This window comes from Erythrobacter sp. (genome assembly GCF_030066995.1).
In the GTDB taxonomy this organism is placed as follows: Bacteria; Pseudomonadota; Alphaproteobacteria; order Sphingomonadales; family Sphingomonadaceae; genus Erythrobacter.
Genome location: NZ_JASJAP010000001.1, coordinates 80,421 through 107,330, shown reverse-complemented (window position 1 = coordinate 107,330; position 26,910 = coordinate 80,421). Strand labels below are relative to the sequence as shown.

At 61.7% G+C, this 26,910-nt stretch carries 26 protein-coding genes; 11 read left to right on the top strand and 15 right to left on the bottom strand.

Features of this window, described 5'->3' with window-relative positions:
• Positions 1-38: 38 nt before the first annotated feature.
• Together purS and purQ are read left to right on the top strand one after the other, a co-directional pair.
• Positions 39-284, top strand: coding sequence for a phosphoribosylformylglycinamidine synthase subunit PurS (gene purS / locus QNI87_RS00540; RefSeq protein ID WP_300592515.1), 246 nt, complete (start codon positions 39-41; stop codon positions 282-284).
• On the top strand, positions 284-973 hold the full coding sequence (gene purQ / locus QNI87_RS00535) for a phosphoribosylformylglycinamidine synthase subunit PurQ (protein WP_300592511.1): 690 nt from the start codon (positions 284-286) through the stop codon (positions 971-973). The genes purS and purQ overlap by 1 nt, the downstream gene beginning before the upstream one ends.
• A 14-nt stretch (positions 974-987) precedes the next feature.
• Here the strand turns inward: purQ and QNI87_RS00530 are convergent, their stop codons facing one another.
• Positions 988-3,339, bottom strand: a complete 2,352-nt coding sequence (locus QNI87_RS00530; protein ID WP_366146156.1) for an EAL domain-containing protein — start codon at positions 3,337-3,339, stop codon at positions 988-990.
• Positions 3,340-3,543: 204 nt separating this feature from the next.
• Positions 3,544-5,379, bottom strand: a complete 1,836-nt coding sequence (glmS, locus tag QNI87_RS00525) for a glutamine--fructose-6-phosphate transaminase (isomerizing) (RefSeq protein ID WP_300592508.1) — start codon at positions 5,377-5,379, stop codon at positions 3,544-3,546.
• A gap of 248 nt (positions 5,380-5,627) precedes the next feature.
• On the opposite strand from glmS, the gene QNI87_RS00520 reads away from it, so the two are divergent.
• The 5 genes from QNI87_RS00520 to QNI87_RS00500 are packed head-to-tail and all read left to right on the top strand — an operon-like array spanning position 5,628 to position 10,326.
• Positions 5,628-6,644 (top strand): glycosyltransferase family 2 protein, encoded by a 1,017-nt coding sequence (locus QNI87_RS00520; RefSeq protein WP_300592505.1) that lies wholly within the window; start codon positions 5,628-5,630, stop codon positions 6,642-6,644.
• A complete protein-coding gene (locus tag QNI87_RS00515) occupies positions 6,641-8,293 on the top strand; it encodes a hypothetical protein (RefSeq protein ID WP_300592503.1) in 1,653 nt (550 codons plus the stop codon). Before QNI87_RS00520 ends, QNI87_RS00515 begins: the two co-directional genes overlap by 4 nt.
• A 2-nt stretch (positions 8,294-8,295) precedes the next feature.
• A complete protein-coding gene (locus tag QNI87_RS00510) occupies positions 8,296-8,610 on the top strand; it encodes a hypothetical protein (RefSeq protein WP_300592501.1) in 315 nt (104 codons plus the stop codon).
• Complete coding sequence (locus tag QNI87_RS00505; RefSeq protein WP_366146155.1) at positions 8,610-9,389, top strand: class I SAM-dependent methyltransferase; 780 nt, start codon at positions 8,610-8,612, stop codon at positions 9,387-9,389. The genes QNI87_RS00510 and QNI87_RS00505 overlap by 1 nt, the downstream gene beginning before the upstream one ends.
• A gap of 13 nt (positions 9,390-9,402) precedes the next feature.
• Positions 9,403-10,326, top strand: a complete 924-nt coding sequence (locus QNI87_RS00500) for a lysylphosphatidylglycerol synthase transmembrane domain-containing protein (protein WP_300592498.1) — start codon at positions 9,403-9,405, stop codon at positions 10,324-10,326.
• Here QNI87_RS00500 and QNI87_RS00495 read toward each other — a convergent pair.
• Positions 10,292-11,425 carry a glycosyltransferase gene (locus QNI87_RS00495; protein ID WP_300592496.1) on the bottom strand — a complete coding sequence of 378 codons (1,134 nt, stop codon included), beginning with the start codon at positions 11,423-11,425 and terminating at the stop codon, positions 10,292-10,294. The genes QNI87_RS00500 and QNI87_RS00495 overlap by 35 nt on opposite strands.
• Before the next feature lie 536 nt (positions 11,426-11,961).
• On the opposite strand from QNI87_RS00495, the gene QNI87_RS00490 reads away from it, so the two are divergent.
• Complete coding sequence (locus QNI87_RS00490) at positions 11,962-12,174, top strand: hypothetical protein (RefSeq protein ID WP_300592493.1); 213 nt, start codon at positions 11,962-11,964, stop codon at positions 12,172-12,174.
• Between the two features lie 380 nt (positions 12,175-12,554).
• Positions 12,555-14,105, top strand: a complete 1,551-nt coding sequence (locus QNI87_RS00485; RefSeq protein WP_300592491.1) for a CpaF family protein — start codon at positions 12,555-12,557, stop codon at positions 14,103-14,105.
• Positions 14,106-14,444: 339 nt separating this feature from the next.
• Here the strand turns inward: QNI87_RS00485 and QNI87_RS00480 are convergent, their stop codons facing one another.
• Positions 14,445-14,687, bottom strand: a complete 243-nt coding sequence (locus tag QNI87_RS00480) for a hypothetical protein (RefSeq protein WP_300592488.1) — start codon at positions 14,685-14,687, stop codon at positions 14,445-14,447.
• Positions 14,688-14,754: 67 nt separating this feature from the next.
• On the opposite strand from QNI87_RS00480, the gene QNI87_RS00475 reads away from it, so the two are divergent.
• Together QNI87_RS00475 and QNI87_RS00470 are read left to right on the top strand one after the other, a co-directional pair.
• A complete protein-coding gene (locus tag QNI87_RS00475; RefSeq protein ID WP_300592485.1) occupies positions 14,755-15,669 on the top strand; it encodes a DMT family transporter in 915 nt (304 codons plus the stop codon).
• Positions 15,670-15,723: 54 nt separating this feature from the next.
• The gene (locus QNI87_RS00470) at positions 15,724-15,828 is read left to right on the top strand and encodes an Entericidin EcnA/B family protein (protein ID WP_300595266.1); all 105 of its coding nucleotides are present in this window, start codon (positions 15,724-15,726) and stop codon (positions 15,826-15,828) included.
• 17 nt (positions 15,829-15,845) lie between these two features.
• Here the strand turns inward: QNI87_RS00470 and QNI87_RS00465 are convergent, their stop codons facing one another.
• The 11 genes from QNI87_RS00465 to QNI87_RS00415 all read right to left on the bottom strand — a co-directional run bounded on the left by QNI87_RS00465 (position 15,846) and on the right by QNI87_RS00415 (position 26,908).
• On the bottom strand, positions 15,846-16,442 hold the full coding sequence (locus tag QNI87_RS00465) for a DUF938 domain-containing protein (protein ID WP_300592482.1): 597 nt from the start codon (positions 16,440-16,442) through the stop codon (positions 15,846-15,848).
• A 19-nt stretch (positions 16,443-16,461) separates the two neighbouring features.
• Positions 16,462-18,024, bottom strand: a complete 1,563-nt coding sequence (locus QNI87_RS00460) for a long-chain-fatty-acid--CoA ligase (protein ID WP_300592480.1) — start codon at positions 18,022-18,024, stop codon at positions 16,462-16,464.
• 77 nt (positions 18,025-18,101) lie between these two features.
• A complete protein-coding gene (locus tag QNI87_RS00455; RefSeq protein WP_300592477.1) occupies positions 18,102-18,560 on the bottom strand; it encodes an abscisic acid-deficient protein Aba4 family protein in 459 nt (152 codons plus the stop codon).
• A gap of 7 nt (positions 18,561-18,567) precedes the next feature.
• Positions 18,568-19,332 carry an NAD(P)H-binding protein gene (locus QNI87_RS00450; protein WP_300592474.1) on the bottom strand — a complete coding sequence of 255 codons (765 nt, stop codon included), beginning with the start codon at positions 19,330-19,332 and terminating at the stop codon, positions 18,568-18,570.
• The gene (locus QNI87_RS00445; RefSeq protein ID WP_300592471.1) at positions 19,325-20,518 is read right to left on the bottom strand and encodes a deoxyguanosinetriphosphate triphosphohydrolase; all 1,194 of its coding nucleotides are present in this window, start codon (positions 20,516-20,518) and stop codon (positions 19,325-19,327) included. The genes QNI87_RS00450 and QNI87_RS00445 overlap by 8 nt, the downstream gene beginning before the upstream one ends.
• 318 nt (positions 20,519-20,836) lie before the next feature.
• Positions 20,837-21,538 (bottom strand): amino acid racemase, encoded by a 702-nt coding sequence (locus tag QNI87_RS00440; RefSeq protein ID WP_300592468.1) that lies wholly within the window; start codon positions 21,536-21,538, stop codon positions 20,837-20,839.
• 98 nt (positions 21,539-21,636) lie between these two features.
• Entirely contained in the window at positions 21,637-22,608 is a 972-nt protein-coding gene (locus QNI87_RS00435) for an alpha/beta hydrolase (RefSeq protein WP_300592465.1), read from the bottom strand.
• The gene (locus tag QNI87_RS00430) at positions 22,605-23,642 is read right to left on the bottom strand and encodes an SO2930 family diheme c-type cytochrome (protein ID WP_300592462.1); all 1,038 of its coding nucleotides are present in this window, start codon (positions 23,640-23,642) and stop codon (positions 22,605-22,607) included. Before QNI87_RS00430 ends, QNI87_RS00435 begins: the two co-directional genes overlap by 4 nt.
• Complete coding sequence (locus QNI87_RS00425) at positions 23,639-24,850, bottom strand: parallel beta-helix domain-containing protein (RefSeq protein ID WP_300592459.1); 1,212 nt, start codon at positions 24,848-24,850, stop codon at positions 23,639-23,641. The genes QNI87_RS00430 and QNI87_RS00425 overlap by 4 nt, the downstream gene beginning before the upstream one ends.
• Positions 24,851-24,944: 94 nt before the next feature.
• Positions 24,945-26,471 carry a hypothetical protein gene (locus QNI87_RS00420; RefSeq protein WP_300592456.1) on the bottom strand — a complete coding sequence of 509 codons (1,527 nt, stop codon included), beginning with the start codon at positions 26,469-26,471 and terminating at the stop codon, positions 24,945-24,947.
• Positions 26,472-26,545: 74 nt separating this feature from the next.
• On the bottom strand, positions 26,546-26,908 hold the full coding sequence (locus QNI87_RS00415; protein ID WP_300592453.1) for a hypothetical protein: 363 nt from the start codon (positions 26,906-26,908) through the stop codon (positions 26,546-26,548).
• Between the last annotated feature and the right edge of the window lie 2 nt (positions 26,909-26,910).

Here is a 26,910-nt window from a genome sequence, read left to right as displayed (position 1 = left end):
CTCATCCGCAGGCGCTCGACCAAGAAGGCCCCTCGCCCATGAAAGTTCGCATCCATGTCCGCCTCAAGCCCGGCGTCCTCGATCCGCAGGGGCGCGCGGTTCACCACGCGCTGGAAGGACTGGGCTTTGAAGGGGTCGAGGATGTGCGTATCGGTCGGCTAATCGAAATGGATGTGGCGCAAGGAACCTCGCTAAGCGCACTCACAAACATGTGCGAAAAGCTTCTCGCCAACACGGTGATCGAGGATTTCGCCATCGAAACGCTCTCTGAGGAGACCGCCTGATGGCCTTTAAAACGGCCGTCATCACCTTTCCGGGCTCGAATTGTGACCGCGACATGGCGGTGGCGATCGAGGCCGTCACGGGCAACGCGCCCACCCGTGTCTGGCACGGCGACGCGGATCTTCCCGCAGGCCTCGATTTCATCGCGCTGCCCGGGGGCTTTTCCTACGGTGACTATTTGCGCGCCGGGGCGATGGCCGCCAAGAGCCCGATCATGCGCGCCGTTGCCGCCGCCGCTGGACGAGGTGTTGCCGTGCTGGGTGTGTGCAACGGCTTCCAGGTGCTGTGCGAGAGCGGCCTTCTGCCCGGCGTTCTGATGCGCAACGCGGGCCAGCGTTTTCTCTGCCGCACGGTGGAACTGACGGTGGTGAACACGAGCTCGCCGTTCACCAGCGGCTTTGCCAGGGGCGAAACCCTTCGCGTTCCCATCGCGCATCATGACGGAAACTACTTCGCCGACGCAGCCACTCTGGAAGCGCTTGAGGCGGAGGACCGCATCGCCTTTCGCTACAGCGAGCCAGTAAACGGGTCGCAGCGCGATATTGCAGGGGTGCTGAGCGCCAATGGCCGGGTTCTCGGCATGATGCCGCATCCCGAGCGCGCCATGGCCCAGGCCGCGCATCCAAGCCTTGGCGGCGCGGACGGGCGCCGGCTGTTCGAGAACGTGGTCGAAAGCCTCGTTTCGGCTTAGACGATCGTAAGCGCTCAGGCGCGCTTCGCCTGGGGGGTATTGAACAGGCGCCGCGCCTCCTCGTTCGACATGGGCCGGCCAAAGTAGAAGCCCTGGATCTTGTCGCAGCCCAGATTGCGAATGAGCTCCGCTTCTTCCTCGCTTTCGACGCCTTCGGCCGTGGTCGTCATGTCGAGGCTTTTGGCCATGGCCACAACCGCGTTGATGATCGCCAGACTTTCGTTGCTGCCTTGCGAAGCGCCCTGGACAAAGGTGCGGTCGACCTTGATGGTCGAAAAACGCAGTTTGCGCAGGTAACCGAGCGAGGAATACCCGGTTCCGAAATCATCCAGCGCGACCGAGCAACCCAGCGCCATGGCCTGTTCCAGTGCGCTGCGCGCCACGGACGCGTCGCGCAGGAAGATACTCTCGGTGACTTCGATCTCGAGGCGGTCGGGGCGCAGGCCTGTCGCCGCCAGAACATCGACCACGTCCTGATGGAAGTCCGGTTCGAGCAATTGCTCGGGTGACACGTTGACGTTGACCTTGATGTGCTCGGGCCAGGAGCGCGCCTCCATGCAGGCCTGACGCAGCACCCACTTGCCGATCGGAACAATCAGCCGGGTCTCCTCGGCGAGCGGAATGAACTTTCCCGGGCTTACGAAACCATGATCGGCGCTGTTCCAGCGCACCAACGCTTCGAAGCTCACAATGCTTTCGCTGCGCGCGTCAACCACGGGCTGATAGTGCAGCACCATTTCATCGCGTCCCAGCGCCTTGCGCAGCGAGACTTCGAGCTTGCGCCGCTCCTCGGCGGACGCGTGGAGAACCGGCTCGAACCGGCAGTGCTCACCCCCGCCCACATCCTTTGCGCGGTAAAGCGCCAGGTCAGCGTTGCGCATCAGTTCCTCAACGCTTTCGCCATCGCGCGGGCCGTAAGCGGAGCCGACGCTGGCACCGACGTAAAGCGTGTGCTGCTCAACCTGATAGGGCTCGGAAAGCGCCTCGATCACGCGGCGCGCCAATTTCTCGACCTGCTCGGCGTTGGTCGCCTCGCGGATCACGATCGCAAATTCATCTCCGCCCAGACGCCCGCAAATCGTGTTCTCATCCATCAGCATTTGCAGGCGCGAGGACACCTGAGCGAGCAGCTTGTCGCCGGTCAGGTGCCCAAGCGAATCGTTCACCGCCTTGAACCGGTCCAAGTCGACCATCAGCAACGCGCAGCGTGAGCGCCATTGCTCCGAGAACCGGAGCGCGTCGCCCAGAGCTTCGGTCAGCTGCAAGCGGTTGGGAAGCGAAGTGAGCGTGTCGAAACGCGCAAGGTAGGCGATTTTCTCATCGGATTGGCGGCGTTCGGTCACATCCGAACCCACACCCCGAAATCCGTAGAAGCGGCCGCGCTCGTCGCGCAGCGGTGTTCCGGAGAGCTCCCACCAGCGCGCTTCGCCTTTGATGGAAACCTGTACAACCAGATTTGCGAAGCTCTCTCGATCCTTCAGCTTGTTGGCAAGCTCGTGCAGGCTTTCGGGATACTGACCTTCATCCCAGCTGCGCCCGGTGATGCATTCAAGCAGAGGCTTCCCTTCGACCTCGCTCTGGATCGAATTGAGAGCAAACGCGAACCGCGGGCTGACGCCGCGCAGGCGGCGCGCTGTATCGACCTCCCAAAGCCAATCGGCCTCGTTCTCTTCGAACTCGCGCAGAAGGAGCGAGACGACCTCTTCCTTTTCGATGATGGCGTGTTGCGAAAGGCGGACCTCAAGATAGGTCTGGCCGGCCTGCACCGCGCCGAGCACCGTCGTAACCGTGAAGACCGCGCTGCCTGCGACCGCGAACCAGAGACCTTCCTGCGCCAGATACACGGCCACCGCAGCGCCAGAGACCGCTGCGTAGAGCGATGCGCCAAGCGGCGCGGACGTGCGAAAGTAGATAGCGCCCGAGGCAATGATCGCGATCACCATCAGCAAGGCGGTCAGGCTGGCGAACGAACCCAGGGGCCCAAAGATGAAGACCGCGGCGCCCCAAAGGGCGCCCGACAGCAGCGAAGTCAGCGACTGACGGTAGAACTCCCCCCGCGTGATCTTGCGCCGATCGACATCGGCGAGGGTTCGATCAAAACGCGCTCCGGCAACGTGCACCGCAGCCAGAGCTATGATCCAGGCGGCCAACCAGAGCGCGGGCGCGGTCTTCAGATAGATCTGCGCCACAAAGACGGCGAGGATGGCATGGGCAAAGACCCGAAAGAACGTGACGTCCGACAGCGCCGCGTACTGCATCCCGCGCAATTTCGCCCAATCGCTGTCGCTTTCGCCGGTCAGGCCAAGCACAGCGGCATAGGACAAACGGCTTGGCGCTTCCTGGACGGGTTGGGCGTGCGTATTCACACCTCGCACGGCTAGAGTGGAAAGGTTAGAACCCGGTAAAGCTCTGCGCGCCGGGCGATACGCGCTCGGACGGTTTGATTATCCCTTCAGAACAGGCGGGTTAACCGGTCGCAGCGACATGGTGTCTTGGCGCCTGGCGGGCACGCTTACGCCCACTGGAAGAAGGTCGATGGAACGATGTGAGCGCAAGGCTGGGTAACTTGCTCACTCGACCGTCACCGACTTCGCCAGATTGCGCGGTTGATCCACGTCGGTCCCTTTCACCAGCGCCACGTGGTAAGCGAGCAGTTGCACCGGAATGGCGTAGACGAGCGGCGCGATAAGCGGGTGGACCACGGGCATCTCGATTGTGGCCAAGCAGCCCTCGCCGGCCTGTTCAAGACCCGTCGCATCGGAAATGAGCACCACCTTGCCACCGCGCGCGCGCACCTCTTCCATGTTGGACACCGTTTTTTCAAACAGTGGCCCCGAAGGCGCGATCACCACCACCGGAACGTCGTCATCAATGAGCGCAATAGGCCCGTGCTTCATCTCGCCCGACGCATAGCCTTCGGCGTGTATGTAACTGATTTCCTTTAATTTCAACGCCCCTTCAAGCGCAAGCGGATAGTCCTGCCCTCGCCCCAGATAAAGCACGTCGCGCGCCGGCGCGATCAGCGGCGCCATCGCGGCGATATCGTCATCGTGATGCAGCGCCGCGTTCAGCGCAGCCGGGGCTTCGAGGAGATGGCCGACAATCTCCGCCTCAGCCTTGCGATCCAGCAGGCCCTTCTTGACCGCCATATGCGCCGCGAGCGCCGCAAGCACGGCGAGCTGGCAGGTAAACGCCTTGGTCGAGGCGACGCCGATCTCGGGTCCAGCGTGCGTCGGGAGCAAAAGGTCGGCTTCGCGCGCCATCGTGCTGGTGGGCACATTGACCACCACTGCGATGACCTGCCCTTCCGATTTGCAGTGGCGCAGCGCCGCAAGCGTGTCGGCTGTCTCGCCCGATTGCGAGATGAACAGCGCCAGACCGCCTTCTTCAAGAACCGGTTCGCGATAACGGAACTCGCTCGCCACATCGATATCGACCGGCACGCGGGCGAATTGTTCAAACCAGTACTTGGCCACCATGCCGGCGTAATACGACGTCCCACACGCAACGATGGTGAGCCGCCGGACATTCGAAATGTCGAAATCGAATTGCGGGAGCGCAACCGAGTTGTCCTCGCGTCGCAGATAGGAGCTCAGCGTTTGCGCCACCACGGTGGGCTGCTCGAAAATCTCCTTTTGCATGAAATGGCGATAATTGCCCTTCTCGACCGCCGCCGCCGAAGCGCCTGAAGGTTGCACCGCGCGTACGGTCTCGCGCCCCTGCGCGTCGAAGATTTGCGCGCTGCCGCGCCTGACGATCACCCAATCGCCCTCTTCGAGATAGGTAATGCGCTGCGTCAGCGGAGCGAGCGCGAGCGCGTCCGAACCCAGAAACATCTCGCCCCCGTTCTCGCTCGCGCCATGACCGACGACCAGCGGCGAGCCGAGCCGTGCGCCGATCAGCAAGTCGGGGTGCGCGCGAAAGGTGATCGCCAGCGCGAAGGCACCGCGCAGACGCGGAAGGACAGCGCGCACCGCATCCTGCGGGGTGTCGCCCGCTTCGATCCGGCTTGAGATCAGATGCGCCACCACTTCGCTGTCCGTCTCGCTCTCAAACGCGCGCCCTTCCCCGGCAAGCTCGGCGCGCAGTTCCTTGAAATTCTCGATGATGCCATTGTGTACGATGGCCACCTCGCTCGTTGCGTGCGGGTGCGCGTTCGAGGCTGTTGGCGCCCCGTGGGTTGCCCAGCGCGTGTGCGCAATGCCGATCACGCCGTCGGCCGGATCATCCCGCAAAACGCTGACAAGATTGGCCAGTTTACCCTCGGCGCGGCGGCGGACCAGCGCGCCATCGTGGATGACGCAGATGCCGGCGGAATCGTATCCGCGATACTCCATCCGGCGCAGCCCATCCACGAGCCGATCAGCGACCGCCGTGCCGCTTACAATCCCAATGATTCCGCACATTGTCTTGTGTTTGTCCCCCTGATCACGGACCCGCTGAAGCGCTCGTTAGCGGGCCTTTAGCCCGAAGGCGATGAATGTAGGGTTGAAGAATTCAAGAGAAGGGCGAACCGACGGACGCATTGCTGGTGTCAGTATCGTGACACAACACCTGTCTGGCTCATGGTTTACGTTTGATTAAATTCCCCCCGGTAACACCTCACGACAACGGCGCACAGCTTTCGCCTAACGGGGGCTTCGATCAAGTTACCATGACAAAGCTCATCATCCAAATTCCTTGCCTGAACGAGGCGGAGGTGCTTCCGGAAACTCTGGCCAAGCTGCCGCGTGTCTTGGAAGGCATTGATACTATTGAGTATTGTATCATTGATGATGGCAGTGCAGATGATACATCAGGGGTGGCGCGGCGGTGGGGAGTGCATCATATTGTGCGCCACCGCTGCAATCGGGGGCTTGCCGACGCCTTTCGGTCAGGCCTCGAAAAATGTCTTGCCGAAGGCGCCGACATTGTCGTCAATACCGACGCTGACGGCCAATATGAAGGCGCCGATATAGCCCGCATCGTTGCGCCGGTGGTTGCAGGCGAGGCGGACATTTGCATTGGTGATCGTTCGGTCGGTCATAACGCACATTTTGGGCGTGGAAAGCGGCTACTTCAGAGGCTCGGCAGCTATGTCGTGCGAACGCTGTCCGCCACCGATATAACCGACGCAGTTTCGGGTTTTCGCGCGATCAGCCGAGAGGCCGCGCAACGGATCAACATCACCACTGAGTTTAGTTACACGACCGACATGCTCATCCAGGCAGGACGTAAACGTCTTGCAATCACCTCTGTGCCAATCCGCACGCACGCCGCCACGCGACCGTCGCGACTGTTCACGTCAATCCCAAGCTTTATCCAGCAGACCGGAGTGACGATCCTGCGCGCTTACACGACGTTTAACGCGCTTCGTGTCTTCGCGGGGCTTGGACTGATGGCTATCTTGATCGGCCTTTTCCCAATTGGGCGCTTCCTCTGGTTTTTTGCAAACGGTGATGGCGGCGGGCATGTCCAGTCGCTCGTAATCGGTGGAGCTCTATTTACTGTTGGTGTCTTGGTGACCACGCTGGGCATTCTCGCCGATCTAATTGCTACCAACCGTAAGCTGCTCGAAGCCAGCCTGCTGAAGCTGCGCCAGCTAGAGGAAAGGCTTGACGCAGCCAAGGCGTCTACCTTGCCGGACGATGCGCACGAACACCTGTTCGAACGACAGGAAGCGACGCAATGAGCGTAGCGGTAGCGAACCCCAAAAGGACAAGTTCCGAAATCGTTTCCATACCGCACGTCATCCTCGTGGCGCTCGGGATCGTCGTCGGCCTGCAACTGCATCTGGTCTTCGTAAAGACCATCAACTGGGACGAACTATGGCACTACTCGCTTATCACTGCGTCAGTGCGTGGAGAGGAAGTCCAGTTTTTGCAGACACCCTTCGTGCCGTTGTTCAGCTGGGTGACACATCTGGCAATTCCGACGCTTGACCAGATCATATTTATACGCACCTTTATCCTTGTCTTTCAGGTCGTTACGGTCTGGGGGATCTATGTTGCCGCGCGGCGTTTCGCATCGGTCCATGTCTCCTTACTATGCGGCCTTACTTACCTCACCGCTGGCTACGCCTTTACGAATGGTTTTGCTCTGCGGGCCGATGTCATCGCGGCCGCACTGTTAATGAGCGCGCTCGCGCTTGGACTGCGTGGGCGCGTGAATCTGATCAATTGCGGTTTATTATTCGCTCTACTCGTGCTGGCCGTGTTGTCGACCATCAAATCAGTGCTGTGGGCGCCTTGTTTTCTCGGGGCAATCCTTCTCCGCAAAAGAGAACTCTCAATTCGCCCATCACGTGGCCTCAAAATCGCTGGAGCTGCGATAGTTTGCTTTGCCCTCTCTACCTTCTTCTTCATCTTTGGAGGAGAAACAGCGGATTATGTCTCCGAAACGCTTACTTCGTCTGCTCAAAGGATGTTCACCGCCGGGTTGTTCCCTCAGGGCCGCTACCTCCTCAAGCAAGTCCTACTCGCTCCCCTATTCGCCCTGCTAGTCATTGTTTTTATTGTTTGGCTGATAAGAGGCGAAGGAACGAAATCCACTAAACTGACCTTGGCGCTTTTGGCTGCCCCGCTGCTCTCGGTGGCCTTCTATCGCAACGCCTTTCCTTACTATTTCACGTTTCTTCTGCCTCCGGTTGCGATTGCGCTTGCTCCCGTGATTGAGCAGGTCGCGAAACGCTATGGGACGGTCGGGGTGTGCGCCATGCTGACGTTGAACGCGGTCGCTTTGTGGTTCGCAGAACCCCGCGAACCGCTCGGCGATCAGAGGCTCTTCCAACAACAATTGCGAGCCGTCTTTCCTGAGCCGGTCTACTTTATCGATGAGTGCGGTGTACTCGGCGATTACCCTCGGGCGGTGCTAGGCTTTGCATCGGGTTGGGCCCTTTCGGATTACCTTGCCGAAGGTAGACCACTTTACTCTCGCGCTCTTGAAGAGAACCCAGTTCCCCTCCTTATCAAGAACTCGCTCGCCCTACATAATGTGTTCGCGGCGGACCCAAAAGGGGATCGTCTGTTGCCTGAAGATGAGAAGACCCTTCGAAATAACTTCATTGAACATAGTGGGATGATCTATGTAGCGGGCAAGACTATCCCTGCACAAAGCAGCCTGGTGGACGAGTATGTTGCTGTGCCTGGTTTGTATAGCGTCGAGGTCAACGCCTTGACGATCGACGAAAAAGTCTATCCGGTCGGCACCCAGGTAAACCTCGAACGGGCGCGCTACTCGATCGTAAACTCAGGACAAGGGAGCGCGAGTTTGCGCTGGGCAAAGGCAGGAAAGCCCACAGCAAGCAACTTGACCGTCTCGGACCTGTTCACGGACTATTAGGCATGCAGAAGAGCATCAAAAACCAACTGGCAGCCAGCGAGTTCGCAAGCGTTCGCGACCGTTCAGCACAAACCAAGATCGCAGCGGGTAATCGCAAGCTTGATGAAGCGGTTGCCGTTCCAGGCCAATATCGCGTTGAACGCACGGGCCTTGTCGACGATGGCGAAGCTGTCCTCGCCGGAACCATCCTAGATCTCGATCGCGGAGGCTACGATTTCGCTCGTACCAGAGCGCAGGAGGTGACACTTCGCTGGGCCGCAGCGGGCGAGCCGGTGGCGAGCGAAACAGCTCTATCCGCTCTCCTTGCGGACTATTGATGATGACTGCGTTCGAAAATATCGGAAGTGAACTGGGCATGCCAAGAGTCAGCATCCTTCCACCCCTAGCACCGGGCGCAGCGATGCGTTGGGAGGCGGCGAGCACCATGCTTCCTGGCGCAGGTGCGAGCATCTTGGAAATAGGTTGCGGTCGGGGAGCCTTCGCGGCGCGAATGGCTGCTAGGGGTGCCCATGTCACCGCCCTAGAGCCTGACAAGACATCTTTCATGATTGCGCGGCGCCTAGAAGGCCCGAGCCTTGAAGTCCGCAACATTGGTGTTGAGGCTTTCCCCGAACTTCCTCGATTCGACTGTGTCTGCGCGTTCGAAGTTATTGAACATATAGAGGATGATGCAGCAGCTCTCAAAAAATGGGGCGAGAGGATTAAAGCCGGCGGCCAAATAGTTATCAGCGCGCCGGCATACCGTCATCGCTATGGCGCCTGGGACGAAATGGTAGGTCACTATCGCCGCTACGATGCGCAAGACCTCAGGTGTCTTTTAGAAGAGAGCGGCATGAAGGATGTAGAGATCACGCATTATGGTTTCCCCGTCGGACCACTTTTGGAGCATCTTCGCAATCGCATTGCAAAACGACGTCTTGCCGAGGTCGACGATGAGGTATTTGAAAAGCGTACAGCGTCGTCTGGTAGGATACTCCAACCGGAGGGGCCTTTGGGAGGGCTCATGAAATTGGTTAATCCAGTGCTTTGCGAGTTGAGCAAACGTTTTCCAGACCGCGGCGTCGGGTTGCTCGCGAGAGCGCGCGTACCGCGATGAGAAGCCGTGCGCCATGAGCGCCTACGACCGAAATCAAACGCCTCAAAGGACGTTGCTTACCGTGGTGAAAGCCGTCTTCTTGATTGTGGTTCTCATTGCTGCATGGACGGTCATCCGCTCCGATGTAAACGAACTGACGCGATTGCTCACAGGGGCGGATCCAGGTTTACTGGCGTTGGCGATGGCATTCGCAGCTTTGAATATCATACTTACCGCCTGTTCTTGGAGAATGCTGATAGCCGATCATCAGTCCGGCCCTGGCTGGATCGCGTCTGCTCGCATATTCTTCCCAGGGCAGTTAGGAAAATACCTGCCTGGCTCATTCTGGTCATTCCTAGCCTCTGCTGAACTCGCAAAAGCCGAAGGAATGGATCGGTCACTGGCTATCGCGACTATGCTTGTCGCAACGATGATTGGTTTCGGAAGTGGCTTTTTCATCGCTATCCCAACCTTGTATTCCCATGGTCAGAAAGTCGGGGTCGCCTGGGCGCCACTCATGTCGATAACGATCGTGGCTGCTCTTTTTCTTTGGGAGCCAGTTCGCCAAAGAGTTATGCGGGTCGCAAATATCGGCTTCACGGTCAGTTTTTGGTCAGTTTTTGGATCAATCTTGCTGGCTTTAATAGCGTGGATGGCCGCAGGCACTCACCTGGTCTTCATAGCGAGCGCGCTCGGCGCTGATCCGGGCGGTCTCTCGATCCTACAAGGGGCTGGAATTTATGCTCTGGCATGGTGTGCAGGCTTTTTAGTCTTCATCGCACCTGCTGGTTTCGGTGCGAGAGAAGGCACAATGATCGTCTTGCTGACACTGATACTTCCTTCCAGCCAAGCGTTGGCGATAGCGCTCTTGTCTCGCGCAGGCATGACGGCTTCCGATTTCCTCCTTGGCGGTGCCTTTCTCTTCAATCGCCCGCAGACAGCCGTTCAAGGAGAGTAACGACACCCGCATCGGGGGTAAGCCCGGACACAAATGCAGGGGTTACCTCGATGTTTGAAAGCATCTCTGCGACTGCTCGCGCCAGAGCCTTCGGGTTATCCTCTGGCACAGTCTTTACCATCTCAGGAAAATCTCGGGCAAGGAGATCGACCGCGGGGCTTGCGCGGGTAATAACTGGCTTGCCCATCGCTGCCTGCTGGAAAAGCTTATTCGGAATCACGCGCGCGGCCTTTTCCGATGCGCCGAACACGCCAAGGCAGATCCGCGCCTTGGCAATAACGCTCGGCAATTTCTCATAATCGACCCATTTGATCCAGGTCAGTTGCCTGGCGAGCGCCTCGCCGCCATCGGCCAGTGCCTGCTCGACAAGCGGCTCCAACTGGCCGCGCCCGATTATAATCCAGCGCGCATCCGGCCCCTCATATTCACGCGCGGCCCTGATGATCGTCGGGACACCGTGCAGCGGGATAAGCTGACCATAGAAAAGCACGATCGGCCGTTCGTCGTTTTCGAGTATATCGTCGACGGGGAGAAGCTTGCGATCGGTCGTGAACAGCGGCTCCGCTCCTACGAGGACGGTCATAAACCGGCCTGGATCGATTCCAAACTCATCCGAAAAATACTCGCCATGGCTGTCGGTATCGACAATGATGATATCAGCGAGGCTCAAAGCCGCCTTTTCGAACCACCAGATCAGCCGGGAAACCACCCCCTCACCAATCAGCCCTCGGTCGCCCACGATCGTGTCATGGATTGGCAGGAAGGCATCAAGGATCAAGCGCCGCCCCAGCAGCCGTGCGATCGGGGCGATCAGGATAATCTCGAGAATACCAGGATAAGGCAACAGCACTGCTCCTCCCCGACCGCTTTGGATCAGGCGCAGCAACGCCCCAGGGTAGCGCAACGCCATGCGGAAAAGCACTTTAGCCAAACTCATGCGCGAAGGCACGCTGGTTTGCGGCACAAACTCCCAGGCCCGAACCAAGATATCATCTTGCAATGCCCCGGCGCGCCTGATCGCGTCGACGAGCAAGCGCACGCGCGGCTTACGAACGTCATACGCGCCAAAAACGACAATGCGGGATTTCTGGACAGTCACGCTGCCTTGCTTATGGGACCAAACGGTCAACGTGCAATATGGGTTGGAGGAAAGCGCAAGGGTGAGATGCCTTTCCTTAGCAGATTGGCGCTAAACGTACCCTATATCGGCGGCGGCCCTATCCTTCGCAAGCGCGGTGAACGCAGGTTTTTGCGCCCTCGACAGGGCTCTGGGTCGCACTACGGCGAGGACGCTGGCTATCAGCTTGCTCGCCGCGCTGCAATATGCCCTCATCTGGACCCACCAGCCCTGGCGGGATGAATACCAGGCTCTTCTTCTCGAGCGCGACGCCTCTTTGCAAGCGTAGCTCTTGGCCGGGCTTCGCTATTAAGGGCATCCTCCTGCCTGGTGCTGGTTGCTTCAGACATTGAGCGCGGTATTGCCGATGGCCTGGGTGCTACCCGCAGCCGCGACCGTGTGCGCTGTCGTGGATCAAGTGGCCATCCTGTTTGCCTCGCCGTTTTCATGCCGCACAACGCTTGGCGTGGCTCTCGTCCTTCTGGCACTCGGCGCCCGGCGTACCCAATGGGTGTGGCTTGCCGGCTCCGGCTTTTGCGGAATGGACCGCGCTGCCCGCGCCCTGCATGTTCAGCGCCCGCAAGGCCACGGCCATGCAGTCAGACGTGGTTTCATGGTTCCTGAAAATGGACAGCCTGCCGATGCCATTTCAGGGTGGTATCTCGCCGCAATGGAAGACGCTGGTTAAGCCGATCGCGGAGTTTGCCTGGTTTGCTGTGGTGCATCTGTGATGGCACCTGACGACCGGTTTTTCCTGGCATCGCCTGCTGATCTCCGGCTTTTCTTGGTTTCACCTTTGCTTTCACCCTTGGCGTCTATCCAATCGGGCTTCGGCACATGATGCTGGCCTGTTTGCTTCTCCTCGCGTCCCACGCCGCTGTGCCCGAAGGCTTTAGCGGGATCGACCATCGGCTCTACGTGATTGGCCGCAAAGCCTCGGAAAAACCGCGCGAACTTCCCCCTTTGCCACCCGGTAAGAGGCACGCGGCTCGAAAGCACACCTTAGGGAAAAAATAAGCTTTCCCGCATATTCACCATTCTTCGAGAGGTGCCATTCGCCAAAAGGCGTTTGAGGTGCTGCGGACGATATATTGAAGCCTGGGGGCTTGGCATGAGTGCATTCGGGAAAAAGGGTAACGCTGGTGGAGTGAAGCCGGGCGGCAGGCCCGCTTTCGGCGTAGCCCGTCCGATGAAGAGCAGCGGTCGAGCCTCTGATCAGACCAAAGGCGGCGAACAGTTCCCCCCGCTTCCCGGCGAGGGCGACGAGCCCAAGCCGTCCGCCGCGCCAGCCGCATCCGCCGCCCCTGCGGCTCCGGCCAAGGGCAGCACCGCCGATGCGATGGATCGTCTCGCCGAACGCGCTGCCGCCGTGCAGGCCGCAAGCGGCGCGCCGGAAGGGTTCGAAGCGAGCGTTCACAAGATCAAGGAACAGGTGCTGCCGCGCCTGCTCGAACGCGTCGATCCCGAAGCCGCCGCGACCCTCTCCAAGGAAGAGCTGAGCGAAGAATTCCGTCCGATCATCATGGAGGTGCTGGCCGAACTGAAGGTCACGCTTAACCGCCGCGAACAGTTCGCGCTTGAAAAGGTTCTGATCGATGAACTGCTCGGCTTTGGTCCGCTCGAAGAGCTGCTGAACGATCCGGACGTCTCCGACATCATGGTCAACGGCCCGGACCAGACCTACATCGAAAAGAAGGGCAAGCTCGTCATCGCGCCGATCCGGTTCCGCGACGAACAGCACCTCTTCCAGATCGCGCAGCGCATCGTGAACCAGGTCGGCCGCCGCGTTGACCAGACAACGCCGCTGGCGGACGCCCGATTGAAAGACGGCTCGCGTGTCAACGTCATCGTGCCGCCGCTTTCGCTGCGCGGCACCGCGATCTCCATTCGTAAGTTCTCCGAGAAGCCGATCACCTTGGACATGCTCAAGGAATTCGGCTCTATGTCCGACAAGATGTGCACCGCGCTGAAGATCGCGGGCGCGTGCCGGATGAACATCGTTATTTCGGGCGGTACGGGTTCGGGTAAGACCACCATGCTCAACGCCCTGTCGAAGATGATCGACCCGGGCGAGCGCGTGCTGACGATTGAGGACGCCGCCGAATTGCGCTTGCAACAGCCGCACTGGCTGCCGCTCGAAACGCGCCCCCCCAACCTTGAAGGCCAGGGCGCGATCACCATCGGCGACCTTGTGAAGAACGCCCTGCGTATGCGTCCGGACCGGATCATCCTGGGTGAGATTCGCGGCGCGGAATGTTTCGACCTTCTCGCCGCCATGAACACCGGCCACGATGGCTCGATGTGTACGCTCCACGCCAACTCCCCGCGTGAGTGCCTGGGCCGTATGGAAAACATGATCCTGATGGGCGACATCAAGATCCCGAAAGAAGCGATCTCGCGTCAGATCGCGGAATCGGTCGACCTTATCGTGCAGGTCAAGCGCCTGCGCGACGGTTCGCGTCGCACCACCAACATCACCGAAGTGATCGGGATGGAAGGCGAGGTCATCGTCACGCAGGAACTCTTCAAGTTCGAATATCTCGACGAGAGCGAAGACGGGAAGATTCTCGGCGAATTCCGCTCATCGGGCCTGCGTCCCTACACGCTGGAAAAAGCGCGGCAATTCGGGTTCGACCAGGCGTATCTGGAGGCGTGCCTCTAACCCCGTGCGCGCCCCCCCGGCGAAGGCGTGGAGTTGAGAAAGCCAAACGCTACCCTTGCAACAGGCTCGCGCCTTCGTGGAGGCTCGCGGCCTTTTTCGCGCGGTGACAGCGAAATTGACGAAGGTGACACCCTGTCACCCGCGTTTTTTGATCAACTATCTATATAATTCATCTACTTATGCCAGAAAAGGCTAAGTTGACACTTATCCAACATGGTTTGGCGCCGATTTGGGCTTCGATTGTCAAAGAACACCAGCGTTTCTGCCATTTTCAGGGTGGTGTAGGAAAGAGCACCTGATCCTTCCCTCGCATCTCTGCGGGACGACTGGGAGATCAGCTCACGAACTGCCAAGCACACCCGGCAGGCCCATCGCCAGACAGCCACCGCCAATCATCGCGCACATCAGGAAAATCGGCGTCCAGGGAACCCAGCCCACTTTCTCAAGCCGGTCGACCGAGCGATTGCGCCCCCGGCGCCATTCCATCAGCCCGCAAAAGGCCGCCATAATCCAGAACAAGGCCCCGATCACGGCGACCTGAACCGCATCGCTCGCGAGCGCCAATTGGGTAAGTGCATCCATCGCGAACGGATTTAGGCGCGCCGGGCGCTTGCGCAATCCCTGCTTGTGCGCCAAGCGCTGAGCGCAGATGGATGGATCGATCGCTCGCCCCCGCCCGTTTCTTGCGCTCGGCGTCCGTCTTATCGCCGCCTTTGCGCTCGCCACCATGGGCATGCTCGTCAAGCTGTCGGGTGAACGCGGCGCTCATCTGGTTGAACTGATCTTCTGGCGCCAGGCGATCACTTTCGTCGTGTTGTGCGCAGGGCTCGCGCTGTTCGGCCGGTTTGCGCTGGTCCGCACGCACCGCCTGCGGGCGCATGGCGCGCGCGCCGCCCTGGGTCTTGTTGGGATGGTCTTCACCTACGGATCGGTGCTGCTTCTGCCGTTGGCCGTGGCCACCACTCTGGGCTTCACGGCCCCCTTTTTCGCTGTCGTGATAGCCGTCCTGTTCTTTCGCGAGCGGATCGGACGGTTCCGCAGCCTCGCAGTCGTGTTCGGCTTCGCAGGCGTCTTCATCGTGATGCAGCCAGCCGGGGCGAGCGCGGATGTTACGCGCGCCGGCATCGCCGTCGCTCTGGGGGCGGCTTTCCTGGTGGCGGTGATCAGCTTTCAAATTCAGGATCTCAACAAGTCCGAAAGCCCTTGGGGGATCGTGTTCTGGTTCACGGCTTTGAGCCTGCCCGCGCTGACGATTGTTTTTCCGTTTTTCATCGGTCCGCATGACTGGATCACCTGGAGCCTGATCCTCGCCACGGCTGTCACCGGCGGCGTGGTGCAGATCCTGCTCACGATGTCGCTGCGGTTCGGCTCAGCCGCCGTCATCCTGCTGATGGATTACACCGCGCTGTTATGGGCCAGCGCCTACGGATATTACGTGTTCGACCGCGCGCCACCGGGGAGCCTGTGGATCGGAGCCCCCTTGATTATCGGCGCCGGGGCGCTCATCGCATATAGAGAACGTCTGCTCGCACTCGAAGCGCAAGCGGCAGCCAAGTCGGAGTAATCGCGCGCCATGACACAAAACCTTACAAAGACCCGCCCTCTCGTCAGCGCCGCCATGCTCGCTGTGCTGCTGATCACCACCAGCGCCTGCAACACTGTCAAAGGGTTGGGCGACGATATCAAATCGGTCGGCGAAGCGGGCGAAGAAGCCATCAACTAAGCGCGGCAAGCGCGCGCTCAGGGGCGGCGATAGACCAGCGTCAGATTGTTCGCCGGCATGGCGCGGCGTGCGCTGCGGGCGAGGCCCTGGCGTTCCGCGAGCGCGTCCATCGCTTCAACAGTGCGGATGCCCCATTGCGCATTACGGTCTCTTAGCCCTGCGTCAAAGGCGAGGTTGGAGCGCGCAGCTTCGATCCCCTGCTCAAAAAACGGGCCATAAAGGACCAAAGGGCTTCCGGCGGTGCTCAAGATTCGGGCGGCGCCTGCGAACAGCCCCTCGGTCGCTTCCCACGGGCTGATATGGACCATGTTGCAGCACACGATTGCATCGGCCTGCGCCACCGGCCAATCGGGCGCTGAGGCATCGAGTTCGAGCGGCGCGCGCAGGTTTTCACCCGGATAGTCCTCGCGATAGGCCGCGATCGAGGCGATGGCTTCGGGGTCAGGATCGCTCGGCTGCCAATCGAGCGCGGGCAAGCGCCCGGCAAAGTACACCGCGTGCTCCCCCGACCCTGCTGCAATTTCGAGCACGGTGCCGTTCTCGGGCAATTCCTTGCGCAGGACCTCAAGGATTGCCTCGCGATTGCGCAGGGTGGCGGGCGCATGCTTCTTCACGGCAGCCGCAGCCTTGGCCTCAGTTGACCTGCCGTTCCCGCCCTTCCCAAAAGGGCGCGCGCAACTGACGGCGCAAAATCTTGCCCGACGCGTTGCGCGGCATTTCGGGAATGACATCAACGCTCTTGGGGCATTTGAACGGGGCGATGCGTTCGCGCGTATAGGCAATGACGTCGTCCTGATCGACCTCCATTCCGGGCTTGACGACACAGCAGGCCTTAACTTCTTCGCCCCATTTCTCGCTGGGGACGCCGATCACGGCGACTTCGGCGATGGCTGGATGGCCATAGATGGCGCTTTCGACCTCCGCCGGATACACATTCTCGCCGCCTGAGATGATCATGTCCTTGATCCGGTCCTGAATGTAGACGTAGCCGTCCTCGTCCATGATCCCGGCATCGCCTGTGTGCAACCAGCCGTCGGGATCGATGGTCTTTGCGGTCGCTTCGGGAAGTTGCCAGTATCCAGCGGTGTTGGAGGGCGAGAGAACGCAAATCTCCCCGATCTCGCCGCGCGGGAGCTCCTTGTTGTCTTCGCCGCGAACTTCGATCTCAACGCCGGGCACCGCCTTGCCGGCCGAGCGCATGCGCCGGTTGCCTTCCAGATCGTGGTCCTCGGGCGGCAGCAGCGAAATCGCCCCGGTCGTCTCGGTCATCCCGTAGACCTGCATGAAGCCTGTTGTGGGCATGGTGCGCACGGCTTCCTTGAGCAATTCCAGCGGCATGGGCGCGGCGCCGTACATCAGGAAACGCAGGTTTGAAAAATCGGTCTGCGCCGCCTTGGGATGCTGGATCATCATCTGGATCGCGGCGGGCACGAGGAACATCAGCGTTGCGCCGCTCTCGATCCCCGCCAGCGCCCCTTGCGGTGTAAACTCGGGCAGGACATGAACCCTTACCCCGTTGGCAACCGCGAGCGCGGCGACGCCTGTGCCGCCAATATGCGCGATCGGCATCGCGGCGAGGATGCAGTCGGTCGGTTCGAAATTCTGCCACGGCAGGTTCGCCTCGACGCTGGGCTTGCGCAGGGCGAACAGGTTGCGGTTCGAAAGCTGGGCGCCCTTGGGATTGCCCGTCGTGCCCGAAGTGTAGAGCTGCAGGATGGGCGCGCACGGATCAGGCGGGTTCGGGGCCGCAGGCTCCATCATGGAGGCGACGCGGAAGGTTTCGTCCGCTGCAAAGACCTGCGGGCCGCTTTCCAACCCTGCGCTCACCGTCTTGGCGCTTTCGAGGAACTCGCCTTGCGCGATGACGAGCTTTGCGCCGGTATCGGTGAGGATATAGCCGATCTCGGGCGGGGCCAGACGCCAGCCGATCGGGGCCAAGACCACGCCCATTCGGCCGCAGGCGTAGAGCAACAGAAAATACTGGTCGGAATTCCTGCCAAGCCAGGCGATCCGATCGCCCGTTGAAATGCCCTTGCCTTTAAGGAAGGCGATCAGTTGCCGGGTGATGCGGTCCGCCTCGGAGTAGGTGGTGCGCCGCTCGCCGTCTTCGAAGGCAAGGCCATCGGGCCGCTCGGCACCCCAGTAGGAAAGGTATTCATCGAATGTCGTGAAGTCTTTGGTGGGGTTCGTCACCATGGCCGCATCTCTCTCTTCTCTGGGTTCTCTTTGCCCGAAGAGTAGCAGCGCGCGGGCGCTCGTCCAGCGGTTTTCCCTTACTGAAACCGTCCCTTTGCCCTCGCCCGCCGCTCGCGAACAAGCAGCCAGATTATCAGCCCGAGCGGGCCTGCCAGAAAGGTGGCAAGCAAGACCGGCGCCTGCACCCATCGAGAGAAGAACTTGGCGTCCGCATCGCGCGCAATCCAAAGACCGACGAACAGATCGAAGGCAAGATAGTGGGTCCAGCCGATCACCACGCCGACATCGCTGCCGAAGATCGCGCGAATGCCTTCGATAGTGGTGAAATCCGCGCCACCCGCCGAACCGTTTGCGCCCGCGGGGATCACCCCAACCAGCACACTGATGAGGAGCACCGCGTAGAGCGTGCACAGCCCACCAATGCCCAGGTACAAGATGGCGGAAAGCAGGGCCGGCCAGCGCGGCGCGAGGATCAACAGCGCCCAGGCGACCAGCGCTGCGAGGTTCACGGCGTTGAAGACAAGGCCCCAGGCCACGCGCGCGCTATTGCCCTTTGGAGCGCCATTCGCGCGCGGCCCGGCGCATGGCTTCGTTGTCGTGCGTAAAGCGGCCCGCAGCCTTGCGGATCGCCAGGCCCAGCGCCGCCTCGGCGACCAGCTCGACTTCAACCGAATGATACATCGCGTATTTGCTGGGAAGAACCGGTTCGATCACCGGGCTCAGCGCCAGCGCAATGCGTTCGACGGGGCGAAAATCGCCCACTCGCCGCCCGCGCAAGAGGCCGGGTCGCAGGATGTCGAGCCGTTTGAAGCCGATTTTCGTCACAAGGTTCTCGGTCTCGCCCTTCACCTGAAGGTAGAAATTCTTCGAGGTCGGATCGGCGCCCGCTGCGCTGATCAGGACCATGTTGCTGACCCCGGCCTCCTTGGCGGCCTTGGCCGTCTTGACCACCAGATCCTGATCGACCGCGCGAAAGGCCTCTTCGCTCTTTCCGGCCTTGCTCCAGGTGGTCCCGAGCGCGCAAATGAAGGACCGCGGCTGCACTGCGGTGAAGACTTCGCCCCATTTCTCAGGGTCGGCAACGAACAGCTCCATTCGCGCGCCTTCCGGCATCTTGAGCTCGCGCCGCGCAATTCCGACCATGCGGGCCACGTTCCCGGCGCTTGAGATCCGGATCAATGTCGTTCCAATCAGACCGGTCGCGCCGACAAGGCCGATACGCTGGGGCGGCTTGAACGTCTTGGACTTGCTGCCAAATTCCGGCGCTCTTCGGCCGCGCAGCCCCCCCTCTTTCAGCCCCTCAGACATTGACCAGCCCAACCGGCCGCGTGCCGTAAATCCGTGCGCAGGCTTCCATGGCGAACCGATCGCTCATCCCGGCGATGAAATCCGCGATCCGCCGCGAGCGCTCCGGTTCGTTTTCGCACAGGCCCTCCCGCCAGCGTTCCGGCATCAGCGAGGGGTCTTGCGAATAGGCCGCAAAAAGCCGCGCCACCACGTCGCGCGCGCGCTCGGCGGCGGCGACCTGTTCGGGGTGGAAATAGAGCTTGTCGTACATGAACCTCTTAAGCGCCCGTTCGTATTGCCCCATAGCGGGAGAGAACCCGGCCAACATGCGTCCACAGGCGCGAATGTCAGCCACCGACTCCATCCCGGCAACGGCCTTGCGCGTGTGTTCCAGCACATCATTTACCATAACGCCAATCTGGTCGCGCACCAATTCGCGCAACTGGCGTTCTCGCGGGGCGGTGGGAAAGCGTTTTTCGACGCTCCGCCACTGATCCGCGAGGAAATCCAGCTGCAAGAGGTCATCAAGATCGAGAAAACCGGCGCGGAGCCCATCATCGATGTCGTGATTGTCGTAGGCGATATCGTCGGACACCGCCGCAATCTGGGCTTCGAGCGAGGGCCAGTCGCCGAGTTTCAGCGGAAACGCGGCATCGAGTTCGGCCAGCGCCCAGTTGGGCGCGGCCACCGGGCCGTTATGCTTGGCCAGGCCTTCAAGCAGATCCCAGGTCAGGTTGAGACCATCGTGCTCGGGATAGGGGCTTTCAAGCCGCATAACCGTGCGCAAGGCCTGCGCGTTGTGGCAAAACCCGCCAAAGCGCTGCATCGCCTCGCTCAACGCATCCTCGCCCGCGTGGCCGAAGGGGGGATGGCCCAGATCGTGAGCGAGGCAAAGAGCCTCGGTCAGATCTTCGTCCACGCCAAGCGCCCGCGCAATCACGCGCCCGATCTGCGCGACTTCAAGGCTGTGGGTCAACCGAGTGCGGTAATGATCGCCTTCGGGCGCAATAAACACCTGGGTCTTGGACTTGAGCCGGCGAAAACTCATCGAATGGATGATGCGGTCGCGGTCGCGTTGAAAGTCCGATCGCGGGCCGCGCACTTCCCCGCCGAAAGAGGATTCGGTCGCTCCCCTCGCGCGCGGTCGAGCAAATTCGCGTCCGCCATGCGCGGCGGGGTTTGCTGCGAAGGGGGCCCGGTGCGTCACGTCTCTTGACGTAAGCCCCCACGCCGTCCCGCTCAACGGGAACAGGACGTGAACCCCTGATCTATCGCTCGGTAAAAGGTGGACAGCGCGCGCCGTGAAGAATGCGGGACAAAAAAAGGGGCCACTCGCCGGGTGCTTTGGGGGGGTGGCGAGTGGCCCCTCGGATCCTCGGAGTGCGACCCGATGACCCGAAACCTGCCTGTTGCTATTCAGTGACAAGTTTGTGCGTCATGACCTAGGACAGACTTTTTCGACTTGCACGCCGTGCATTCCCCGCTTCGGACCAACCGTTGTACGAAAGCGACAAGTTGCACGCTGCTACCCAGTTTGCTGGTCGAGAATCCAGTTCGCCGCCGCGTCACAGTGAATTCGGGTCGAGTCGAACACCGGAAGCACGTTGGCATCGACGTCCACCACCAGGTCAAGCTCGGTGCAGGCAAGCACGATGGCCTCCGCCCCTTCCTGAGCCTTGTTGGTGATCATGGTCTTCAAGGATCGCTGCGCATCGCGGGTGACCTTCCCGATCATCAGCTCATCGTAGATGATCTTATCGAGGGTTTCGACATTCGCGATGTCCGGCGGCAACAGATCGATGCCCTTGGCCACCAGCCGCTTGCGATAGAAACTCTCGGTCATGACGTTGCGTGTCCCGATCAGGGCGGCGCTCTTGTGCCCGGACGCTTTGAGCGCGTCGCCGACATATTCCGCGATGTGCAGGATCGGAATCTCGATGGCGGCCGCGACCTCATCGTAGAGTTTGTGCATCGAATTGGCGCCGATGATCAGGCCCTGCGCGCCCGCACCTTCCAGCCGCTTCGCGCTTTCGCACAGAACCTCGCCCGCGCGTTTCCAGTCCTTGTCATCGCGGATCGCGTGGAGTTGCGCAAAATCGAGGCTCTCGATCAGCAGCGGCGCGCTCGCCATTGGCCCGCCGCGACGCTGAATGATGCGGTTGATCCGGTCGTAGTAGATGGCGGTCGAAACCCAGCTCATGCCGCCAATCATCCCAAGCTTGCGCAAAATGCTGTCCCTCGAATCCGCTAATCGCTCAGGAGCGGTGTAGCGAGGTTCCTCGGCTCGCGTCCATAGGGGACGAATATGTCAATCAGCGAAGACGCTTAGTTGGTTACTTTGAGGTTAGCGAGCCAGGTTTCGACCGCCTCGAGTGTGTCTTCGGGCGCCTCTTCGTGCGGCAAATGGCCGATCCCCGAATAGACCACCAACTCGCTGTCGGGCATGGTGTCGTCGAGCCATCGCCCGGCCGACACCGGGATCAACCGGTCTTCGTCACCCCACAGGATCAAGGTCGGCGCGCCGATCGAGGCAATCTCGCTTTCGGTCAGACCATCGTAGGGCGTGGAAAAGCGCCCCATGGTCGCGGCGCGATTGCCCGGATAGCGCAGCAATTCCCAATACCGATCGACGACCTCTTCCGTCACAACCGCCTGGTTGGACACGCTCTCTTCCAGGCTCTGGCGGATAAGCGGGCGCGGCGTGATCTGCTCGACTATCGCATTTATGCCCGGCGTTCGGGCGATGGTGAAGCCGATATTGCCGGTGTCTTCGTCGCCGTCGTCTTCCTCTTCGGGCATCGGCGCGCCGCTGGCATCGACAAGGATCAGGCCTGCGACGCGCTCGGGATAGCCAACCGCAAAGGCCAGAGCGTGCTTGCCGCCCATCGAATTGCCGCCGATGATGGCGCGCTCTACCCCAAGCGCGTCGAGCACTTCGGCAATGTCGGAGGCAAAGTTGGCCCGGCTGTAATCGCTTTGCGGGTCCGGCCCGGTCAGGCCGTGGCCGACCTGATCGAAGCGGATGACGCGGTGCGCTTTTCTCAGCCGCTCCACCCAGGGCTCCCAGGTGTGCAGGTCCGCGTTGGAGCCGTGGAGCAACACGATCGGCAGCCCCTCTCCCGTGCCCTCGTCGCGAAGATGCACATCGAGGCCGCTTGCGATCGTCACGAATTGCGAAGGCGGCCCGCCATATTTGGCCCGCATTTCCTCGGGGTCGGTGTCTGGCGTGCGGAAGACGAGGAACAGCACCACCAGCACGGCGATCAGCACACCGGCGATACGAAGGAACCACTTCAAGAGGCCGGCTCCATGTTCTCAACCCAGTCGCGGATCACCGCGACGCCCTCGTCATCATTGGTCGAGCGGCCCAGTTCGGGCATCGCAACGCCGGGCTCGGCCGAGCTCATCCGGTAAACGAGAATGGAGGCGTCGGGATCGCCCGGAGCAATCGAGACCTTGTGCCCGCCCGCCCCGCGACCCGCGGCAACCGGGGGCTTGCCGATACCGATGGCGTGGGGATCGCCCTGCTCCCAGCGCAGATCGAGCCCGCTGTTCGAGGCGCTGCCACCGGGCTGGTGGCAATGCGCGCAATTGACATCGAGGTAGCCACGCGCAAGCGCGTCAAGGTCCGCGCTGTCCGCCCTCGCCTCCCAGTGCGGGACCGTGTCGTGGACGGCGGGCACCGCCTCAAGCCGACCGCTCGCCGCTTGCGCGTCGAGCCAATCGCGTGACAGGTTGCGCGCCTTGGGACCGATGGGCGTTACCGCGTCGTTCAACTGGTGGCAGTTCTTGCACTGGTTCTTGTTGGGAATCTGGTAGCTGATCGTCCGCCCGTCCGGTCGTGTCAGCTCCATGCGCGCGCCGACGAGCGCGAGGCGAGCCTCGGTCTGCTCCTCGTTCCACATGTAAGGCAGCGCCAGCCAGCCATCGGCGCGGTGCAGGAGCACGCGCGTTTCGATGTAGCGCTGGTCTTCGCCCTCGCCAAAGGCAAAGGTCTTGATGATCGCGCTGCCGACGGGAAGGTCAAGCAAGCCGCCCTCCGAGCCGCCGCGCATCGACGCGCCGTCGGGCAGAACGATGTAGCGCAGCTTGTCCGCCCCGTCGGAAAAGAGCGCGGTGTTGAGTTCATAGGGGATGAGGTTGGCGGCGGGTTCCCGGCCCCTCGCGTCGCGGAAGAAGCCGTAGTCCGAGAGCTGGCGCGGGAACCGGGGCGAACCCTCTTCGCCCAGGATCACCGCGTGATTGACACCCGAAGGCGGTAGCGCGCTGGCCGCGATGCTCGCACTCAGCAAGGCTGCGGCGCCAGCCAGCCATCGAAATCCCGGTGTCACTGGAGGCGCGCCTCCATGTCCTCGGGCAGCGAGACGGCGGCGAGTTGCCTGGATGAAACCTCGTCCGCCTGCGACCACGGCTGCGGCGACGCCTCGGCCAGTTGCTGCCCCACCCTGGTCAGGCCGAGCGAAAGCACCGGCACTTCGTCGGTCACCGTCAGGCCCTGTTGAAGCCCGTCAACCAGGATCGGAGGCAGCTTTCCGCCCACCGCCGCCGCCAGCGTGTCGCCGCCTGGAAAATCGGGCTTCGTGCCGCCGCTTGAATAGACGTTACCACCGATCGCCACATCCACCGCGCGCGGCTGATAGCGGTCATCGCTGTATTCCTGCGTGTAGGCGATCAGCATGACATGGCTGGTGTCGTTGTTGATCAGCGCGTTGTCGAAAATCTGCACGTTGGTGTTGGCCATCACCATCACGCCGGTGCCCGCCGGCACGCTGGCCACAATATTGCCCTCGGGCGCGAAATTGTCGGTGTTGTTGTCGATCACCGCGTTGCGCGCGACCAGCACGTCACCGCCGCCGACGCGCGGCAGGCCCGGCAGATCGAACACCAGAATGCCGCCGGTGTTTCTGGTCGCGAGGTTTTCGGTCACTTCGGCGTGGTTCGAGTTTTCGATCTCGATCCCGGCGACGTTCTCGACCACGCGGTTGCGGCGCACGATGATGTTTTCGGACTGACCGACATAGATGCCCGCATCGCTCGCGCCGCGCACATAGCTGTCCTGCACCAGCACGTTCGAGCTTTCGACCGGATAGATGCCGTAGGCCCCGTTGGTCGCTTTCGGCCCGGCGGTCCACTCGACGCGAAGACCGTGATAGATGATGTTGTCCGCTCCCTTGGACTTGATGCCATCGCCCTTCGCGTTTTCCACGGCAAAATCGCGCAGGGTGACGTTGTCCGAGGTGACGAGCAGCCCCTCGCCCGCGCCTTGCTGGTTTGTGAAATCGAGGACGCTTGCGCCTTCGCCTTCCATCCCGGCGCCCCTGATGGTCACGCCTTCGACATCGAGGCTGAGGCCGTCGGTGAGCGCGTAGCGGCCAGCCTCCAGCGTGATCGTGTCGCCCGGCTCAGCGAGGATCAGCGCCTCTTGCAGGCGCTGGGCGGCGCCTTCGCCGGGCGCGATCGTGTGGTTGTCGGCAAGAACCGGGGCGGCTGCGATAGCGCTTGTGGCCAGCAGCGCGGCGGCAAAAACGGTTCTGATCATGTGGTCCAATCCCTCCCAGAATTTCGTGCGCAGTTTGGCCCAGGAGCCCTCCCGAAAGCAAGGCCACCGGTCGGACCGAGCGTCAAGAGACCTGTCAGCCGACCGTCGCGGCGGCGAGTCCTTCGTTCGACAGCTTGCGATTGGGAGCAAACGCAAGCGCGGCGCGAAACGCTTCGGCGGCTTCCTGTTTGCGGCCAAGCGCCAGCAATTCCTCGCCCAGCAACTCCCAGCTCGGCTTGGCCATGACGGGCGGTCCGAAGACGACCGGAAGCGCGCTTTCCGCCTCCGCAGCGGCGCGCAGCGCGGCAAGACCCTCTTCGGTGTCGCCAGAGGCAAGCTTCACAATGGCCTCACCTTGCGCGATTCCGCGCGCGTTCCAGGCCTGCAGGCCCGTCTCGTCCGGGTATTCGGCGGGCAAAGCGGCGAGGATACCCGCGTGCACGCGCTTCATTTCGGCCAGCGCTTTTGCCGCAGTCTGCGCGTCATCGCGCGCTTGCAGCAGCCGGGCGTTGGCCATGTGAAACTGCGCGCGGCGAAATTGGTCTTCAGGCCAGTCAAAGCCTTCGACCCAATCGCCGCTGGTCACACCCGAATAAAGCGCGATGCGCGCAAAACTGGTGGCCGCCGAACGCTGGGCGATCGAGGTGGGCGGGCGCTTGCTCGCCGCCAGTTCCTGCCCCGCCTGTTCGCGACAAGCCTCGACATTCGCGCTCGCATCCTTGCCCTGCTGCACCAGCGCGTAGACCAGCCATTCGTTATAGTGCCCGCAATGATAGGCCGTGCCGCGCGCCGCATTCGCTGCGGCCACGGCTTTGACATTGGCCTCCTGCGAGGCCTCCCATTGGCCCAGCGCGTGGTAGATGTGGCTGATCATGTGCTGCGCGTGGCCAGCGTCGGGCGCGACGCCCGCGTAGCGTTCCGCCATCCGCTCACCCAGCGGCGCGTGGACGGGATCGTCATAGGAATGGATGAGGTAATGCAGGATGCCCGGGTGCATTGCGTGCGTCATAAAGCCCGGCTCCAGCACGCCCGCCGCTTCCATGTAGAGCGCAATATCGCGCCCGCCATGCGATGTCCCGAGCACCGCCAGCCCGGTGAAGGCGCGCGCGTCGATATCGGTGGGATCGGCTTCCAGCAGCGCTCGCATCTTCGCAAGGTAAAGGTGATCGCGCTCCTCCTTGGTGCCGCCATCCCCGTAAAGCGTCTCGGCCGCGTCCAGCCACGCCGCCTCGCGCGCTGAGCGGGTCTTGGAAAGGCGTCCCTCACGCGTCGCATCGAGCTTTGCAAGCGCCGCGCGCGCGGCCTCGCGATCCTGATACTCCCACAGCGGATGATTATGCGTCATCGCCTCGCCCCAATAAGGCATCGCCCAATCGGGATCAGCCGTCTGCGCCTTGCGAAAAGCGGCGGCGGCGCGGCGGTATTCGAAGTTGTGCAGCAGCGCGAGACCGCGCAGGAATTGCTCGTGCGCTTCGCCGGTCACGCCGGTTTCGAACACCATGTATTCGGTGCCAACCCGTTCGCCTGCCGCGTCAGTGGCGCCCGCGTGTTCATGGCCATCCATGGCAATCGCGCCCGAGGATGCGACCAACAACACGGTCGCGAGAAGTGTGCGGATCATGTCGGGGCCTCCCTGTCCAACGCGGCGTATTGTGGCGCGGTGCCCACGGATTGCAAGCGAGCTTGGAAGAGGCGTCAGAACCCCTGCATCATCAGATCGAAACCGCAGCCACCCGCGACGATCACCACCTGCTCGACCGCCTCGCGATCGTCGATCCGCCTGAGCCGCGCCATGGCTTCGCCGGTCGACAAGGGCAGCGTGCTTTCGCCCGCTTGGGGCTTGGCGCGTTCGAGCGCGCGCAACTGGCCAATCGAAAGCCGATCCGCGAGGCGCGGCCCCATGCACGCCGCCATGGGCTCTGGCACGCGGTTGTCGAGCAGCGCCTGCTCCACGCGCTCAGCGGTGACCTGCTCAAGCACACCGTCGTCGCGCAGGACGAAGTACGCGCCTGCGCCAAGCACAATGGCCAGGGTCAGGATGATCAGGCCCCGCAGCATGG